At 66.7% G+C, this 13,875-nt stretch carries 14 protein-coding genes; 11 read left to right on the top strand and 3 right to left on the bottom strand.

The features are described 5' to 3' along the window. Positions 1-2: 2 nt before the first annotated feature. Both mptB and ACFXKN_RS03105 read right to left on the bottom strand, forming a co-directional pair. A complete protein-coding gene (mptB, locus tag ACFXKN_RS03110) occupies positions 3-1,721 on the bottom strand; it encodes a polyprenol phosphomannose-dependent alpha 1,6 mannosyltransferase MptB (protein WP_378945794.1) in 1,719 nt (572 codons plus the stop codon). 128 nt (positions 1,722-1,849) lie between these two features. Beyond that, positions 1,850-2,800 (bottom strand): rhomboid family intramembrane serine protease, encoded by a 951-nt coding sequence (locus ACFXKN_RS03105; RefSeq protein ID WP_379432273.1) that lies wholly within the window; start codon positions 2,798-2,800, stop codon positions 1,850-1,852. Positions 2,801-3,124: 324 nt separating this feature from the next. Here ACFXKN_RS03105 and ACFXKN_RS03100 point away from each other — a divergent pair, with 324 nt between their 5' ends. The 9 genes from ACFXKN_RS03100 (at position 3,125) to ACFXKN_RS03060 (ending at position 10,715) form a co-directional block, all read left to right on the top strand. Continuing rightward, positions 3,125-3,919: a helix-turn-helix transcriptional regulator gene (locus ACFXKN_RS03100; protein WP_378945801.1), complete on the top strand. Its 795-nt coding sequence runs from the start codon at positions 3,125-3,127 to the stop codon at positions 3,917-3,919. Next, complete coding sequence (sufB, locus tag ACFXKN_RS03095; RefSeq protein WP_378945804.1) at positions 3,916-5,352, top strand: Fe-S cluster assembly protein SufB; 1,437 nt, start codon at positions 3,916-3,918, stop codon at positions 5,350-5,352. Before ACFXKN_RS03100 ends, sufB begins: the two co-directional genes overlap by 4 nt. Further along, positions 5,352-6,530, top strand: coding sequence for a Fe-S cluster assembly protein SufD (gene sufD, locus ACFXKN_RS03090; protein ID WP_378945807.1), 1,179 nt, complete (start codon positions 5,352-5,354; stop codon positions 6,528-6,530). The genes sufB and sufD overlap by 1 nt, the downstream gene beginning before the upstream one ends. Before the next feature lie 32 nt (positions 6,531-6,562). Then, complete coding sequence (sufC, locus tag ACFXKN_RS03085) at positions 6,563-7,330, top strand: Fe-S cluster assembly ATPase SufC (RefSeq protein ID WP_378945810.1); 768 nt, start codon at positions 6,563-6,565, stop codon at positions 7,328-7,330. Between the two features lies 1 nt (position 7,331). Continuing rightward, the gene (locus ACFXKN_RS03080; RefSeq protein ID WP_378945813.1) at positions 7,332-8,585 is read left to right on the top strand and encodes a cysteine desulfurase; all 1,254 of its coding nucleotides are present in this window, start codon (positions 7,332-7,334) and stop codon (positions 8,583-8,585) included. A 3-nt stretch (positions 8,586-8,588) separates the two neighbouring features. Further along, on the top strand, positions 8,589-9,071 hold the full coding sequence (sufU, locus tag ACFXKN_RS03075) for a Fe-S cluster assembly sulfur transfer protein SufU (protein WP_056810385.1): 483 nt from the start codon (positions 8,589-8,591) through the stop codon (positions 9,069-9,071). Further along, positions 9,068-9,475, top strand: a complete 408-nt coding sequence (locus ACFXKN_RS03070) for a metal-sulfur cluster assembly factor (RefSeq protein WP_378945816.1) — start codon at positions 9,068-9,070, stop codon at positions 9,473-9,475. The genes sufU and ACFXKN_RS03070 overlap by 4 nt, the downstream gene beginning before the upstream one ends. A 174-nt stretch (positions 9,476-9,649) precedes the next feature. Beyond that, positions 9,650-10,078: a DUF4189 domain-containing protein gene (locus ACFXKN_RS03065; RefSeq protein ID WP_378945820.1), complete on the top strand. Its 429-nt coding sequence runs from the start codon at positions 9,650-9,652 to the stop codon at positions 10,076-10,078. Positions 10,079-10,289: 211 nt separating this feature from the next. Beyond that, a complete protein-coding gene (locus ACFXKN_RS03060) occupies positions 10,290-10,715 on the top strand; it encodes a DUF4189 domain-containing protein (protein WP_378945825.1) in 426 nt (141 codons plus the stop codon). 59 nt (positions 10,716-10,774) lie between these two features. Here the strand turns inward: ACFXKN_RS03060 and ACFXKN_RS03055 are convergent, their stop codons facing one another. Further along, complete coding sequence (locus ACFXKN_RS03055; RefSeq protein ID WP_378945830.1) at positions 10,775-11,398, bottom strand: TetR/AcrR family transcriptional regulator; 624 nt, start codon at positions 11,396-11,398, stop codon at positions 10,775-10,777. Positions 11,399-11,554: 156 nt separating this feature from the next. Between ACFXKN_RS03055 and ACFXKN_RS03050 the strand changes: the two genes are divergently transcribed. Both ACFXKN_RS03050 and ACFXKN_RS03045 read left to right on the top strand, forming a co-directional pair. Beyond that, positions 11,555-12,823 carry a PucR family transcriptional regulator gene (locus tag ACFXKN_RS03050; RefSeq protein WP_378945833.1) on the top strand — a complete coding sequence of 423 codons (1,269 nt, stop codon included), beginning with the start codon at positions 11,555-11,557 and terminating at the stop codon, positions 12,821-12,823. A gap of 408 nt (positions 12,824-13,231) precedes the next feature. Continuing rightward, positions 13,232-13,732, top strand: a complete 501-nt coding sequence (locus ACFXKN_RS03045) for a DUF4189 domain-containing protein (protein WP_378945836.1) — start codon at positions 13,232-13,234, stop codon at positions 13,730-13,732. Positions 13,733-13,875 lie beyond the last annotated feature (143 nt).

The following is a 13,875-nucleotide window of genomic DNA, read 5'->3' as shown; positions in this document are numbered from 1 at the left end:
CCTCACGTTGTCACACGGTAAGGCGTGGCCTCCTGTGACGGAGCCGACACCCCCGACTGTGCCCGCCAGGGCAGGGTGTGGCGGGTGAGCGCGAAGAACAGCGCGAAGCACACCACGGCCGCCAGTGCGGCGCCGACGATCTGGAAAACCTGGAACTCCGCGCCGCGCGGCATCGTCAGCATCGAGGGTATCGCCGAGAACGCGACGGCGGGGACTCTGAACGCGGGTTGAGTCGCCCACGCGGCCAGCGGCACGATCGCCCACAGCAGGTACCAGGGTTGGACCACCGGGAACAGCAGCACGATCGCCGCGAGGGAGACACCGAGCGCGCCGACCGGATGGAGTCGGCCCAGGCCGGTGGCGACGAGCATGCGGACGGTGATGAAGGCCGCCACCGCCCCCGCGATCGGGCGGGTGATCGACAGCAGTGCGGTCGTATGGTCGCCCAGGCCGAGCAGTACGCCGCCAAATCCTGTGACGATCCCGACAATGGTCGGCAGTGACATCCAACTGCGCACCGCGCCCGCGACTCCCAGGGTATGGACCCAGCCGAAGCCGAGCCCGCTGATGAATCCGATGAAAAGCGTTGTCGCCACAGCAATGACGCCCAACATCGCCGCAGACTTGACGACGGCCGTGAAGGTGCCGCCCCAACGCCTGGCCAGCGCCATCCCGACGAAGCCGAGCGCGATGATCGAGGTGAGTTTGAACGAGGACGACAGGGTGATCACTATGGCGCCACAGATCAGCAGGCCGTAGGCGCGGGCGTCGAAAGGTGGTCGATTCGTTGCCATCAGCGGGTCGGGTCTGCCTCCTTCGCCGTAGATCGCGCGCAGCGTCAACTCGACACCGGCGAGCATCAAGCCGAGCATCATCGCGTCGTTGTGCACGCCGCCGACCAGGTGGAGCAGCACCAGCGGGTTGGCCGCACCGAGCCACAACGCACTTACCGGCGCCACCCCGCACCGCACCGACAACCGCGGCAGCGCCCACACGATCAAGGCCACCCCCGCCAACGCCAGCAACCGGTGTGCCCATACGCCGGCGATGATGTTCTCTCCGGTCAGTTCCGCGATCCCGCGGCCGATCCACAGGAAAAGCGGACCGTACGGCGCGGGCGTATCACGCCAGATCGTCGGCACATTGTTGGTCAGCACATTGTCGATCCCGAGTCCGGCGACCGGCCCTTCGGAATACGGATCGATCCCGCGGGCGGCGATCTCGCTCTGCGCCAGATAGGAATAGACGTCGTTGCTGAACATCGGTGGAGCCACGGACAGCGGGATGATCCACAGCAGCAGGGTGCGATCCAGTTGCGAGCGGGTCAGCCGGTGCAACGGTGATCCCGCGAGGCCACCGATCGCGAACCGCCCCAGCAGCAACCACGCCCCGATCACCAGCGCGGTGCCGAACATGCACATCGCGAGTGACCCGGTGTGCGCTCGCGCGAAGATACCGAGCACCCGCACACCCGAGACCGGGTTCTGATGCACCGGTTGGGCGCCGATCCCGAGGGCCGCGATCGCCATGAGCACCGTGCCGGTCGCGCCCATCAGCCGGATCCGGTCCAATTGCGCGCGTTCGCGCTTGTCGAGCCCGGGGACCTCGGTCTCGTCGCGATGCAGCACCGCGACGGTGTGATCGGGCGTCGACACGTCGAGCCCGAGAGCTCGCCGCCCGAACGCCAGTGTCTTGCGCGCCGCGCCCTCCAGTACCGCCACGAAGTCAGAGCCTAGTGTGCGCGGACCCGGCAGGGTTCATTCGCGCACAGCGGGAGCGAAGGTGAAGGTGCGCCCAATGGGTGCAGGGCGACAGCGCTCGTCGGCCGGTTACGCACGGTCGCAGCGAACTACCTTGGTGCTTCGACGGGCGTCGGCGCGGTCACGGCAGGTGGTCCGACGAATACCGGCTGTGAGCGCAGCGACAGTACGGCGGCGATGATCACGGCCACGCAGATCACCGCGACCGTGCCCAATGTCGCCCAGCCGATGCGCTGGGCGGACTGCTGATCGCGGGCCGACAGCCAGCCGGGCACGAACAGGATGCCGAGCGCGCTCAACGTGCCCGCGGCCAGACCGCCGAGGTGGCCCCACAGCGAGATCCCCGGGATCGAGAAACTGATCAGCACATTCACACCGATGACCACCAACATCGGCGTCGGGCTCTGCCGCAACCGGATCAGCGTCACCGTGACAGCGCCGAACAGGCCGTATACCGCGCCGGAGGCACCGGCCGTCGCCGTCACCGAGTCCGACAGCGCCATCACCGCCGCCGACCCACCGAGCAGCGAAACCAGATAGACGCACCCATACCTGACCCGGCCGAGCACCTGCTCGAGGTCGCGACCGACGACATAGAGGGCGAACATGTTGACCAGCAGATGGATCGCGCCGTAATGCAGGAACCCCGATCCGAGCAGTCGCCACCACTCGCCGTCGGCCACCAGCAGCGGGACCAGGACGAACTCGCGGAACACCGACGATCCGCGATAGTTGTCCATCGGACTTCCGGCCTGCGCCGCGGTGATCACATAGACCAGCACATTGACCGCGATCAACCCGTAGCTCACATAGGGCACGGCCCCGCCTTGGCGTGCCCCGCTGACGGTCCGTACCGGCCGCACGTCCCGCTGCCCCTGCCGCACACAGTCGACACAGTGCTGCCCGACCGAAGCCGGGCGCAGGCATTCCGGACAGGCGGGCCGCCCGCATCGCGTACACGCGAGTCCGGTAGGCCGATCAGGATGACGGACACACGTTGGTGTGAGCGGGTTCGACACCCTGCCATCGTGCCAGACCACGGCCCCCGACCGCCTCGTTCGCCACCGCGCACCCGGACCGCCGATCGCTACGATGTGGTGCGAAGATCGCTCGCGAGCAACGCCGTGAGAGCGTGGTGACGCGCTGTCCGGCGCCGGGCGCGGCGGTGCCTGCCGCCAGGCGGTCGCGGTGGAAGACCTGTGCGATGGGTCACCTGGCTGAGCGTCGGCGATCGGCTCGAAAGGGCCGCACCTGGGGTTTTATCGGGTGAGGGGGCGTCCCGATGATCTTCATCGCAGGTCAGGGCACCCTTTGTCAGGTGACCCTTATTAGATTTAGGGAAGCAATTCCGCCACACTGGTGTTGTGAAAACCGTGGGTTTGCGGACAGACGTGGAAAGTGACGGTCGTAAGACGACCGGCACTCGGTCGTCTGCTGTCCCCGCGGCGACCGCACACGAAGGGCAGACCAGGGCGGCTATCGTCCAGTTGCTGCTGGAGCAGGGGCCGATCACCGCGACGGCGATCGGCACCGAACTCGGTCTCGCGCCCGCCGGGGTGCGCAGGCACCTCGACGCGCTCATCGACGCGGGCCAGGCTCGGGCGAACCGCTCGGCGCCGTGGCAGCAGAAAGGGCGCGGCAGGCCGGCCAAGCAGTACCAGCTCACCGCGGCGGGCCGGGGCAATCTCGGCCACGCCTACGACGATCTGGCCGGTGCGGCGATTCGCCAGCTCGGCGAGATCGGTGGCGACGCCGCGATCGCCGAATTCGCGCGCAAGCGGGTTCGCGTGATCGTCGACGGCATCGAGCCCGTCGCCGACCACACCGCACCGGTGATCGAAGCCAAGGTGGAGGAGATCGCGGAAGCGTTCGCCGAGGCCGGTTTCGCCGCCACCACCCGTCAGGTCGGCGCCGGTGTGCAGATCTGTCAGCACCACTGCCCGGTGGCCCACGTCGCCGAGGAGTTCCCGCAGCTGTGCGCCGCCGAATTGGACGCTTTCCGCGACCTGCTCGGCACCCACGTGCAGCGACTTGCGACCATCGCCAACGGCGATTGCGCCTGCACCACCCACGTACCGCTGGTCGCGGTGCCGAAGATCCCATCCGCTGCACAGCCCGCAGCGGGACGAACGAACGACTCCGGAAGGAGTGCCGAATGACGACCTCTACCGACCAGGTGCAACCGCTCACCCAGGACGAAACCATCGCCTCGCTGGGCACCTACGGTTACGGCTGGTCCGACTCCGATGTGGCAGGCGCCAGTGCGCAACGTGGCCTGTCGGAGGCCGTCGTCCGCGACATCTCGGCGAAGAAGAGCGAAGAGGAGTGGATGCTCGACGTGCGCCTCAAGGCGCTGCGCATCTTCGACCGCAAGCCCATGCCGAACTGGGGTTCGGACCTCGGCGGCATCGACTTCGACAACATCAAGTACTTCGTGCGCTCGAGCGAGAAGCAGGCCGAGAGCTGGGAAGACCTGCCCGAGGACATCAAGAACACCTACGACAAGCTGGGCATCCCGGAAGCGGAGAAGCAGCGTCTGGTGTCCGGTGTCGCGGCGCAGTACGAGTCCGAGGTCGTCTACCACTCCATCCGCGAGGACCTGGAGAAGCAGGGCGTCATCTTCCTCGACACCGATACGGCGTTGAAGGAGCACCCGGAGATCTTCCACCAGTACTTCGGTTCGGTCATCCCCGCCGGTGACAACAAGTTCTCCGCGCTCAACACCGCCGTCTGGTCGGGTGGCTCGTTCATCTACGTGCCGCCGGGCGTGCACGTCGACATCCCGCTGCAGGCCTACTTCCGGATCAACACCGAGAACATGGGCCAGTTCGAGCGGACGCTGATCATCGTCGACGAGGACGCCTACGTCCACTACGTCGAGGGTTGTACAGCCCCGATCTACAAGTCCGACTCGCTGCACTCCGCGGTCGTGGAGATCATCGTGAAGAAGGGCGGCCGCTGCCGCTACACGACCATCCAGAACTGGTCGAACAACGTGTACAACCTGGTCACCAAGCGGGCCAAGGCCGAGGCGGGCGCCACCATGGAGTGGGTCGACGGCAACATCGGCTCCAAGGTCACCATGAAGTACCCGGCGGTCTGGATGACCGGCGAGCACGCGCACGGCGAGGTCCTCTCGGTCGCGTTCGCGGGCCCCGGCCAGCACCAGGACACCGGCGCCAAGATGCTGCACCTGGCCCCGCACACCTCCTCGACCATCGTGTCGAAGTCGGTGGCGCGTGGCGGCGGTCGCGCGTCGTACCGCGGTCTGGTCCAGATCAACAAGGGCGCCAACGGGTCGAAGTCGACCGTGAAGTGTGACGCGCTGCTGGTCGACACCATCAGCCGCTCCGACACCTACCCCTACGTCGACATCCGCGAGGACGACGTGACGATGGGTCACGAGGCGACCGTCTCGAAGGTCTCCGAGGAGCAGCTGTTCTACCTGATGAGCCGCGGCCTCACCGAGGACGAGGCGATGGCGATGGTGGTGCGCGGCTTCGTGGAGCCGATCGCCAAGGAATTGCCGATGGAATACGCATTGGAACTGAACCGGCTCATCGAGCTGCAGATGGAAGGGGCCGTGGGCTGATGTCGACGCTCGAGACGCCGACCCAGAACCCTGGCGCGGGCGCCGCGGTCAACAAGGGCGAGGTCTTCACCTCGTTCGACGTCGACCAGTTCGAGATCCCGTCGGGTCGCGACGAGGCGTGGCGGTTCACCCCGCTGCGCCGCCTGCGCGGCCTGCACGACGGCACCGCCGTTGCCGATGGTGTAGCCACCGTCGAGGTGAGCGAGGTCGCCGGAGTCACCGTGGAAACGGTGGGTCGCACCGACTCTCGTCTCGGACAGGCCGGTACCCCCGCGGATCGTGTTGCCGCCCAAGCCTATTCGGGCTTCGAATCGGCGACCGTGATCACCGTCGGCCCGGAAACCGAGGTCTCGGACCCGGTCACCGTCACCATCACCGGTCCCGGTGAGGGCAAGACCGCCTACGGTCACCTGCAGGTGCGCCTGGACAACTTCGCCGTCGCCACCGTGGTCATCGACCAGCGCGGCAGCGGAACCTTCGCCGAGAACGTCGAATTCGTGCTCGGTGACAGCGCCAAGCTCACCGTCGTCGCGGTCCAGGAATGGAACGAAGACGCCGTGCACGTCACCGCGCATCACCTGAAGCTGGGCCGTGACGCGAACCTGCGCCACGTGTCGGCGACCCTCGGCGGTGACCTGGTTCGCCTGTCCGGCACCGTGCGCTACGCCGGTCCCGGTGGTGAAGCGGAGCTGTTCGGCCTGTACTTCGCCGACGCGGGCCAGCATTTCGAGCAGCGTCTGCTGGTCGATCACGCCGAGCCCAACTGCAAGTCCAATGTGCTGTACAAGGGTGCGCTGCAGGGCGATCCGGCCTCGGCCAAGGGCGACGCTCGCACTGTCTGGATCGGCGACGTGCTGATCCGCGCGGCCGCCGAGGGCACCGACACCTACGAGGCGAACCGCAACCTGGTGCTCACCGACGGCGCGCGCGCCGACTCGGTGCCGAACCTGGAGATCGAGACCGGCGAGATCGCCGGTGCCGGACACGCGAGCGCCACCGGCCGTTTCGACGACGAGCAGCTGTTCTACCTGCGCGCTCGCGGCATTCCCGAAGACGTCGCCCGCCGCCTGGTGGTGCGTGGCTTCTTCTTCGAGATCATCCAGAAGGTCACGGTCCCCGAGGTCCGGGAGCGGCTCGAGGCGGCCATCGAGGCCGAACTCGCCACTGTCGGTATCTGACTCACCTACTTCCCACGAAGGATTCGAATTCGATGACCACCTTGGAAATCAAGGACCTGCACGCCGAGATCACCACCCCCGAGGGTGAGTCCAAGCAGATCCTCAACGGCGTCAACCTGACTGTGAAGTCGGGCGAGACGCACGCCATCATGGGCCCCAACGGCTCGGGCAAGTCCACGCTGTCCTACGTGATCGCGGGCCACCCGAAGTACACCGTCACCCAGGGCACCATCACCCTCGACGGTGAGAACGTGCTCGACATGTCGGTCGACGAGCGCGCCCGCGCCGGCCTGTTCCTGGCCATGCAGTACCCGGTCGAGGTCCCCGGCGTCTCGATGTCGAACTTCCTTCGCACCGCCGCCACCGCCGTGCGCGGCGAGGCCCCCAAGCTGCGCACCTGGGTCAAGGAGGTGAAGGAGTCGATGAAGGAGCTCGATATCGACGCGGCCTTCGCCGACCGTTCGGTGAACGAGGGCTTCTCCGGTGGCGAGAAGAAGCGCCACGAGGTCCTGCAGCTGGGTCTGCTCAAGCCGAAGATCGCGATCCTCGACGAGACCGACTCCGGCCTCGACGTCGACGCGCTGCGCATCGTCTCCGAAGGCGTCAACCGCTACAAGGAGCGCGAAGAGGGCGGCGTGCTGCTGATCACGCACTACACCCGCATCCTGCGCTACATCAAGCCCGACTTCGTGCACGTGTTCGTCAACGGCAAGATCGTCGCCGAAGGTGGCTCCGAGCTGGCCGAGGAACTCGACGCGAACGGCTACGAGCGTTTTACGTCCGCGACCGCTGGAGCCTGACATGACCGCTACGGTGCCAGCCCTCGACGTGGCCCGGATCAGGGCCGACTTCCCGATCCTGCACCGCACGGTGCGGGACGGGAAACCGTTGGTGTACCTGGATTCCGGTGCCACCTCGCAGCGTCCGCTGCAGGTGCTGGACGCCGAGCGCGAGTTCTTGCTCACCCGGAACTCCGCCGTGCACCGCGGTGCGCATCAGCTGGCGGAGGAGGCGACCGACTCCTACGAGGAAGCACGCGCCGATATCGCCCGCTTCGTCGGCGCGGATCCCGGCGAGATCGTGTTCACCAAGAACGCGACCGAGTCGCTGAACCTGGTGGCCAACGCGTTCGGTGACGCCCGGTTCCCCTACAAGGTGGGCCCCGGCGACGAGATCGTCATCACCGAGCTCGAACACCACGCGAATCTCGTTCCGTGGCAGGAGCTCGCGCGTCGCACCGGTGCCACGCTCACGTGGTACGGCATCACCGACGACGGCCGCATCGACCTGGATTCGCTCGAACTGTCGCCCGCGACAAAGGTTCTCGCGTTCAGCCACCAGTCGAATGTGACCGGCGCGGTGGCTCCGGTGGACGAATTGGTCCGTCGGGCAAAGGCAGTCGGCGCGCTCGTCGTGCTCGACGCCTGCCAGTCGGTGCCGCACATGGCGGTGGACTTCCACGCACTCGGTGTCGACTTCGCCGCGTTCTCCGGCCACAAGATGCTCGGCCCGATGGGCGTGGGCGGACTGTACGGCCGACGTGCGCTCCTGGAAGAGACGCCGCCGTTCATCACCGGTGGGTCGATGATCGAGACCGTCACCATGGAGAAGACCACCTACGCGCCGCCGCCGCAGCGCTTCGAGGCGGGCACGCCGATGACCTCGCAGGTGGTCGGGCTGGCCGCCGCGGTGCGGTATCTCGAAGACCTCGGCATGGACGCCGTCGCGGCCCACGAGCACGCGCTCACCGGTGCCGCGCTCGATGGTCTGTCCGGCATCGACGGTGTGCGGATCATCGGGCCCACCGAGAACGTCGATCGCGGTGGCGCGGTGTCGTTCGTGGTCGACGGGATCCACGCCCACGACGTGGGCCAGATCCTCGACGACCAGGGTGTCGCCATCCGGGTCGGACACCACTGCGCCTGGCCGCTGCACCGCAAGTTCGGTATCGCCGCCACCGCGCGTGCCTCGTTCGCCGTCTACAACACACTCGACGAGGTCGACGCACTGGTTGCCGCCGTGCGGAAGGCCAAGAGCTTCTTCGGGGTTGCATAGAACATGCGTATGGAGCAGATGTACCAGGAAGTGATCCTGGATCACTACAAGCACCCGCACCACCGCGGGCTGCGGGAACCGTTCGGTGCGCAGGTGCATCACGTGAACCCGACCTGCGGTGACGAAGTGACGATGCGCGTGCAGATCGACGACGCCGGTGAGGTCGCCGACGTCTCCTACGACGGGCAGGGCTGCTCGATCAGCCAGGCCGCCACTTCGATCCTCACCGATCAGGTGATCGGGCTGCCGGTGCAGCAGGCGCTGAAGGTGGTCGACTCGTTCAGCGAGATGATCTCCAGCCGCGGCACCGTCGAAGGCGACGAGGACATGATCGGCGACGGCATCGCCCTCGCCGGTGTGAGCAAGTACCCGGCGCGGGTCAAGTGCGCGCTGCTCGGGTGGATGGCGTTCAAAGACGCTGTCGTGCAGATCAGTTCGGCCGAGGAAACCAAGGCACCGATGGGAAATGGGGAGTCTGCCACATGAGTGAGAGCACCGATACCGCACAGATCCCGGAAGCCGCCGAGGCAGGCACAGCCGTCGCGGCTGTCGAGGTCGAGTTGACGGCCGAACAGATCCAGCACATCGAAGACCTCGAAGAGGCGATGCGCGACGTCGTCGACCCCGAACTCGGCATCAATGTCGTCGACCTCGGCCTGGTCTACGGCCTGTCGGTCGACGAGGAGAACATCTGCACCCTCGACATGACGCTCACCTCGGCGGCCTGTCCGCTGACCGACGTGATCGAGGACCAGTCCCGCAACGCGCTGGTGCGCAGCGGTCTGGTCGAGGACCTGAAGATCAACTGGGTCTGGATGCCCCCGTGGGGCCCGGACAAGATCACCGACGACGGCCGCGAACAGCTGCGCGCCCTCGGCTTCACGGTCTAGCACCGCACATCTCGGGCCCGGATCCTGCATGGATCCGGGCCCGTTTTGTTGCAGTTATGTGTCGAGGGGTCTCGGTGTGATGTTCGACGCTCTGGTCGGCAATCGCCGGGCGATCGGTGATGATCTTGAAGGTTCTGGGCTTGCCGGAACAGCTTTCACGAGGAGATCTTTCGAATGAACTTCATGAGTAAGGCCGGCCTCGCCGTTGCGGCGCTCGGTCTTGCGGCCGGGTCGCTGCTGGGCGCCGGTTCGGCGAATGCGGCGGGCGACCAGTGGGGCGCGATGGCCATCGACAGTAACTGGACGAATCTCGGTCGGTCGATCAACTATCCGACGCGTGCCGAGGCCGAGGCCGCTGCGCTGGAAGAGTGCGCCGCGGATGGTTGCTTCGTGGAGGTCACCTGGTCGAACGGGTGCCTGTCCTTGGTGGACAACGATCAGTTCATCGCCTGGGGCAAGGGACCGACCCGCGCCGACGCGGAGCGGGAGGCCTACCTCGCGCTGACCGAGGGCACCCCGCAGAACCTGCTCGTCAACGTCGGCTCGTCGCAGCTGGCCGGCGGTCGCGTGATCAACACGCTCTGCACCGACAACGCGAGCTGATCCGCACGGTAACTGCGCAAGCCCGGACCGCACATCGGTCCGGGCTTGCGTCGTCTTCGCCTCGGGCGCTGAGCACTGTCCGGATATTGCGGTTATGTGTCGACTGTTGCCGGTGTGACGTTTCCGGGTCCGGTTGGCTATCACCGGGCGATCGGTGATGATCTTGAAGGTTCCGGACTTCCGGAACAGCTTTCACGAGGAGATCTTTCGAATGAGTTTCATGGGTAAGGCCGGTTTCGCCGTGGCGGCGTTGGGTCTTGCGGCCGGGTCGGTGTTCGGTGCCGGTTCGGCGAGTGCGCAGAGCCTGCACGCGTCGATCGCGGTGAGCAGCGACGAGTGGGTCTACGGCGTGAGTGTCGACCAGGCGAACTACGCCGATGCCGAGGCCAAGGCCATCGAGGCCTGCGGTGCGGCCGACTGCGAGGTGTTTCTCTCGTGGGCCAACGGTTGTGGGGTGCTTGTCGAGAGCAACGAGGGCATCGCGGTAGCCTCCGCGGCGACCAGGGCCGAGGCCGAGCGCCTTGCCTACGACCGGCTCTCGGAGATGACCCCGACCGCGCGTCTGGCCAACTTCGGTTCGTCCAACTTCAGTGGCGCCGAGACCGTCAAGGTGATCTGCACGGCGAACGCGCGCTGATCGTCGCGTAGCGAACGGCCCGGATCCTCACGCAGGATCCGGGCCTTTGTCGTTGTGCGCTAAGCATTTTCGGCTGCCGCGACCGTGTCGATCCAGGCGCTGATCATGTCGGCGGTGCCGGCGATGATGGCTTCGAGCTCGACGTCATCGAGTTCGACCGAACGCAACGCGGTGGCGAAGCCGGCGTTGAGTACGACAAAGGCCATGACGTCGATGTCGACATGTTTGATCGGGCCGATGAACTGGAGGATGTAGAGCTTGATGAGCATCCGCAGCCGGGGTTCGAATTCGGGGATGCCGCTGCCGTGGAACTGCAGATCGGCGACGAGGGCGCGCACGAGGGGCCCGTTCGCGACGAGGATGTCGACGGCGGAGCGGATCAGATCGACCACGGCATCGCGGGCGGATTGGCCTGAGCTAGCGGTGAGCAGCTGGCCGTAGCGCTCCTCTACCTGCAGGAACAGGCTGTCGTTGAGTTCTTTGACGATCTCGTCGCGGTCGTTGAAGTACCGGTACAGGGTGCCGATGCTCATGCCCGCTTCGGTGGCGATCCGGTTGGTCGAGGTATTGCCGATGCCGCGGCTGCCGAAAAGATGAGCGGACACCGTGAGAATGCGGGTCCTGGTCTCTTTCGCCCGGTCCTGCTTGGGGCGTTTGCGCTGCTTATCGGCTTGCGGGGGCATCTATGGACCTCGGCGGAAAGAAGAGTAGAAGGTGAGCGGTCGCTCACCCTACAGTCATGATCACGGAGAAACCGAAGTGTAGGCCATCACATCGGCCGGCATCACGCCAAGCGCGACCACTACCGGCGGTGCCGGGGTGTAGAGGAGGAGTCGACGATGACGATCCCACTGGACGAGACGGCCCTGTGGCAGCCGCTGCGCGACGTCCGGACGATGACCAGCCGATTGGTAGGCCATTTCGTCGACAATGTCGCGACTTGCCGGACGCTACCCGGCGATGCGATCGCCGGCGACGTCACCTCGGTCACCCGGATGTGTCTGGAGATCGTCGGCGGAATGCTGGACGGCCGCGACGAGGAGGTGAAACTGAACCGGCTCGCGGTGTCGGCGGCGGGCTGGGCGCGCGAAGGCGTGCCGATCGACACGATCCTGCACGCATTCCATGAGGGTTTCCGGCTCTCCTTCGACGCGGTCTGCGACGAGGTGGCCGACGCCGACCGCGCGGGCCTGATCCACGGCTTCCGCCGGGTCGTCGAGATCTCGGACCTGTTGTGTACCACCGTGACTCGTTCCTATGTCCGCGAGCACCGCGAGGCCGTCGGCGAACATCACACGGCCGTGCACACCCTCACCTCGGCGCTGCTGGCCGGACAGTCGACCGTCACCATGGCGCGCGAGGTCGGCATCACCGTCGCCGACGCGTATTCGGTGCTCGCCCTGTCGATCGGCGCGCATCCCGACGAGCGCGATCCGCGTGTGAACGGTGCGGTGGTGGCCAGGCGCAAGCTGCGCCGGGTGCAAACGTCGTTGGCGCACAGGTGCGGTGAGCTGGTGCTGTCGCTGCTGTCGGTCGACGGCGGCACCCTGCTGATCCCGGCTGATCTGCTGGTCGACGAGCAGCTCGACGCACTGGTCGAGGCGCTGGCGCGGGCCGCCCACGTCGACATCACGGCAGCTCTGGTGCCCGCCACCACCGAGGAGATCCCCGACGCGGCCCAGCGTGCCCACGAACTCCTCGACATGGTGGAGCGTCTCGAAAGCGCCCCCGGGCTCTACCGTTTCGGCGACCTGGCCTTGGAATACCAGCTCACCCGCCCCGGCCCCGGCCGCGCCCGGCTGGGCGAACTGCTCGCCCCCCTCGACAACCACCCCGAGCTCTACGAAACCCTGCGCGTGCACATCGCCAACAACATGAACCGCCAGCGCACCGCGCGCCTGCTCCACATCCACACCAACACCGTCGACTACCGCCTGCGCCGGGTAGCCCAACTCACCGGCCTCGACCCAGCCCAATCCTCGGGCCTGTGGCAACTGCGCTCCTCGATGATCGCCCGCAGCTTCCACACCGGCCCCGCCCCCCGAACCACCACCACCAGAATCCCGCGCCACCCCTACCTCGACCTGGACAGTATCCGCTCGGCCTGACCCGACAACCCGCACCTCCGGCCCCGGCACCGCACCCCCGAACAGCCGCGGTGCCGGGGCCTTCGATCGCGATTCCACAGTCCGCCAGGTGAATACCGGAGGTCGCGTCGCACAGCGGATCGAGCCTGGTTCCCATCCTCGGGGTCGGCCTTCCGAACCAGGTGGATTGCTGGGCGCCGCTACTTGTCGGAGGGTGTTGTTAGTCTGTGGCGGACGGGCGGTTCGGGAGGAATCGGGCGTTACTACCTGCGAGAACTGTTGTTGCCGGGGATGTCTCGGCGATCTGATGGGGCTCGTCGAGTGGTCGTCGTGGCGATTCCGGAAAGCTATTTCCGGGGGAGTGGGCGGCCGTTCGTGATTGGTCGGCTTCGAGGCGCGGAGTCGGTATTTCGACGGGGAGAATCTCTGATGTCTGTTGTGGGCAAATATGCCCTTGGTGTGGCTGCCATGTCCGCGGTGGCGGCATTCACCGTGGTGAACGCTGGGCCTGCTGCCGCGGGGGCCAGTGGTGTGGCCATCGCTGAGGTGCCGGGGTACACCGCTGTGTCGCGCGACGGTGGATTCCAGGCCGCGGCGGGTGATCTCTATGGGGCGCTGGCATTGTCGGCGGGTCAGGCCGTGGTGGCCTCGGCGGTGAATTACGGCAGCTGGGCGGCGGCGAGTCAGGCCGCGCTCGATGAGTGCGGTGTGCGGGACTGCCAGGTCGTCGTCGAGTTCCGCAATGCCTGCGGTGCGGTGGCGCAGGGCGCGGACTACCGCTTCGGCTGGGCGTGGGATCACTCCCTGGCCGCGGCCGAGCGCTCCGCGGTGGATGTGCTCGGCATCAGCGCGGCACCGTTTCCTGATCCGGGTTCGGCGTCGCCGCGTGCGGCGAGCGTCATCCTGGCGGCTTGCACTGCGAACATCTAGACAAATCCAGTAGTGGGGCGGGGGGGCTTTTACCCGGGCCCAACAGGGTTGAGCGGGGGCGCCCTATACATGGGCGCCAAATACCGCAGAAAAAAACACCCACCCCACCCCCGCAGATTTAAAGAACCCCCCCCCAACGTAAC

The organism is Nocardia sp. NPDC059195, from assembly GCF_042754695.1.
Taxonomy (GTDB): Bacteria; Actinomycetota; Actinomycetes; order Mycobacteriales; family Mycobacteriaceae; genus Nocardia.
The sequence above is the reverse complement of the archived record's forward strand: the minus strand, read 5'-3'. Positions and strand labels throughout refer to the sequence as shown.

Bases quoted from the DNA above. Each gene is read 5' to 3' on its own strand.
- ACFXKN_RS03055 (WP_378945830.1), bottom strand. From the start codon at position 11,398: ATGCCCCCGCAAGCCGATAAGCAGCGCAAACGCCCCAAGCAGGACCGG.
- sufC (WP_378945810.1), top strand. From the start codon at position 6,563: ATGACCACCTTGGAAATCAAGGACCTGCACGCCGAGATCACCACCCCC.
- sufB (WP_378945804.1), top strand. From the start codon at position 3,916: ATGACGACCTCTACCGACCAGGTGCAACCGCTCACCCAGGACGAAACC.
- ACFXKN_RS03060 (WP_378945825.1), top strand. From the start codon at position 10,290: ATGAGTTTCATGGGTAAGGCCGGTTTCGCCGTGGCGGCGTTGGGTCTT.
- ACFXKN_RS03080 (WP_378945813.1), top strand. From the start codon at position 7,332: ATGACCGCTACGGTGCCAGCCCTCGACGTGGCCCGGATCAGGGCCGAC.
- ACFXKN_RS03065 (WP_378945820.1), top strand. From the start codon at position 9,650: ATGAACTTCATGAGTAAGGCCGGCCTCGCCGTTGCGGCGCTCGGTCTT.
- ACFXKN_RS03050 (WP_378945833.1), top strand. From the start codon at position 11,555: ATGACGATCCCACTGGACGAGACGGCCCTGTGGCAGCCGCTGCGCGAC.
- sufU (WP_056810385.1), top strand. From the start codon at position 8,589: ATGCGTATGGAGCAGATGTACCAGGAAGTGATCCTGGATCACTACAAG.
- ACFXKN_RS03045 (WP_378945836.1), top strand. From the start codon at position 13,232: ATGTCTGTTGTGGGCAAATATGCCCTTGGTGTGGCTGCCATGTCCGCG.
- sufD (WP_378945807.1), top strand. From the start codon at position 5,352: ATGTCGACGCTCGAGACGCCGACCCAGAACCCTGGCGCGGGCGCCGCG.
- ACFXKN_RS03070 (WP_378945816.1), top strand. From the start codon at position 9,068: ATGAGTGAGAGCACCGATACCGCACAGATCCCGGAAGCCGCCGAGGCA.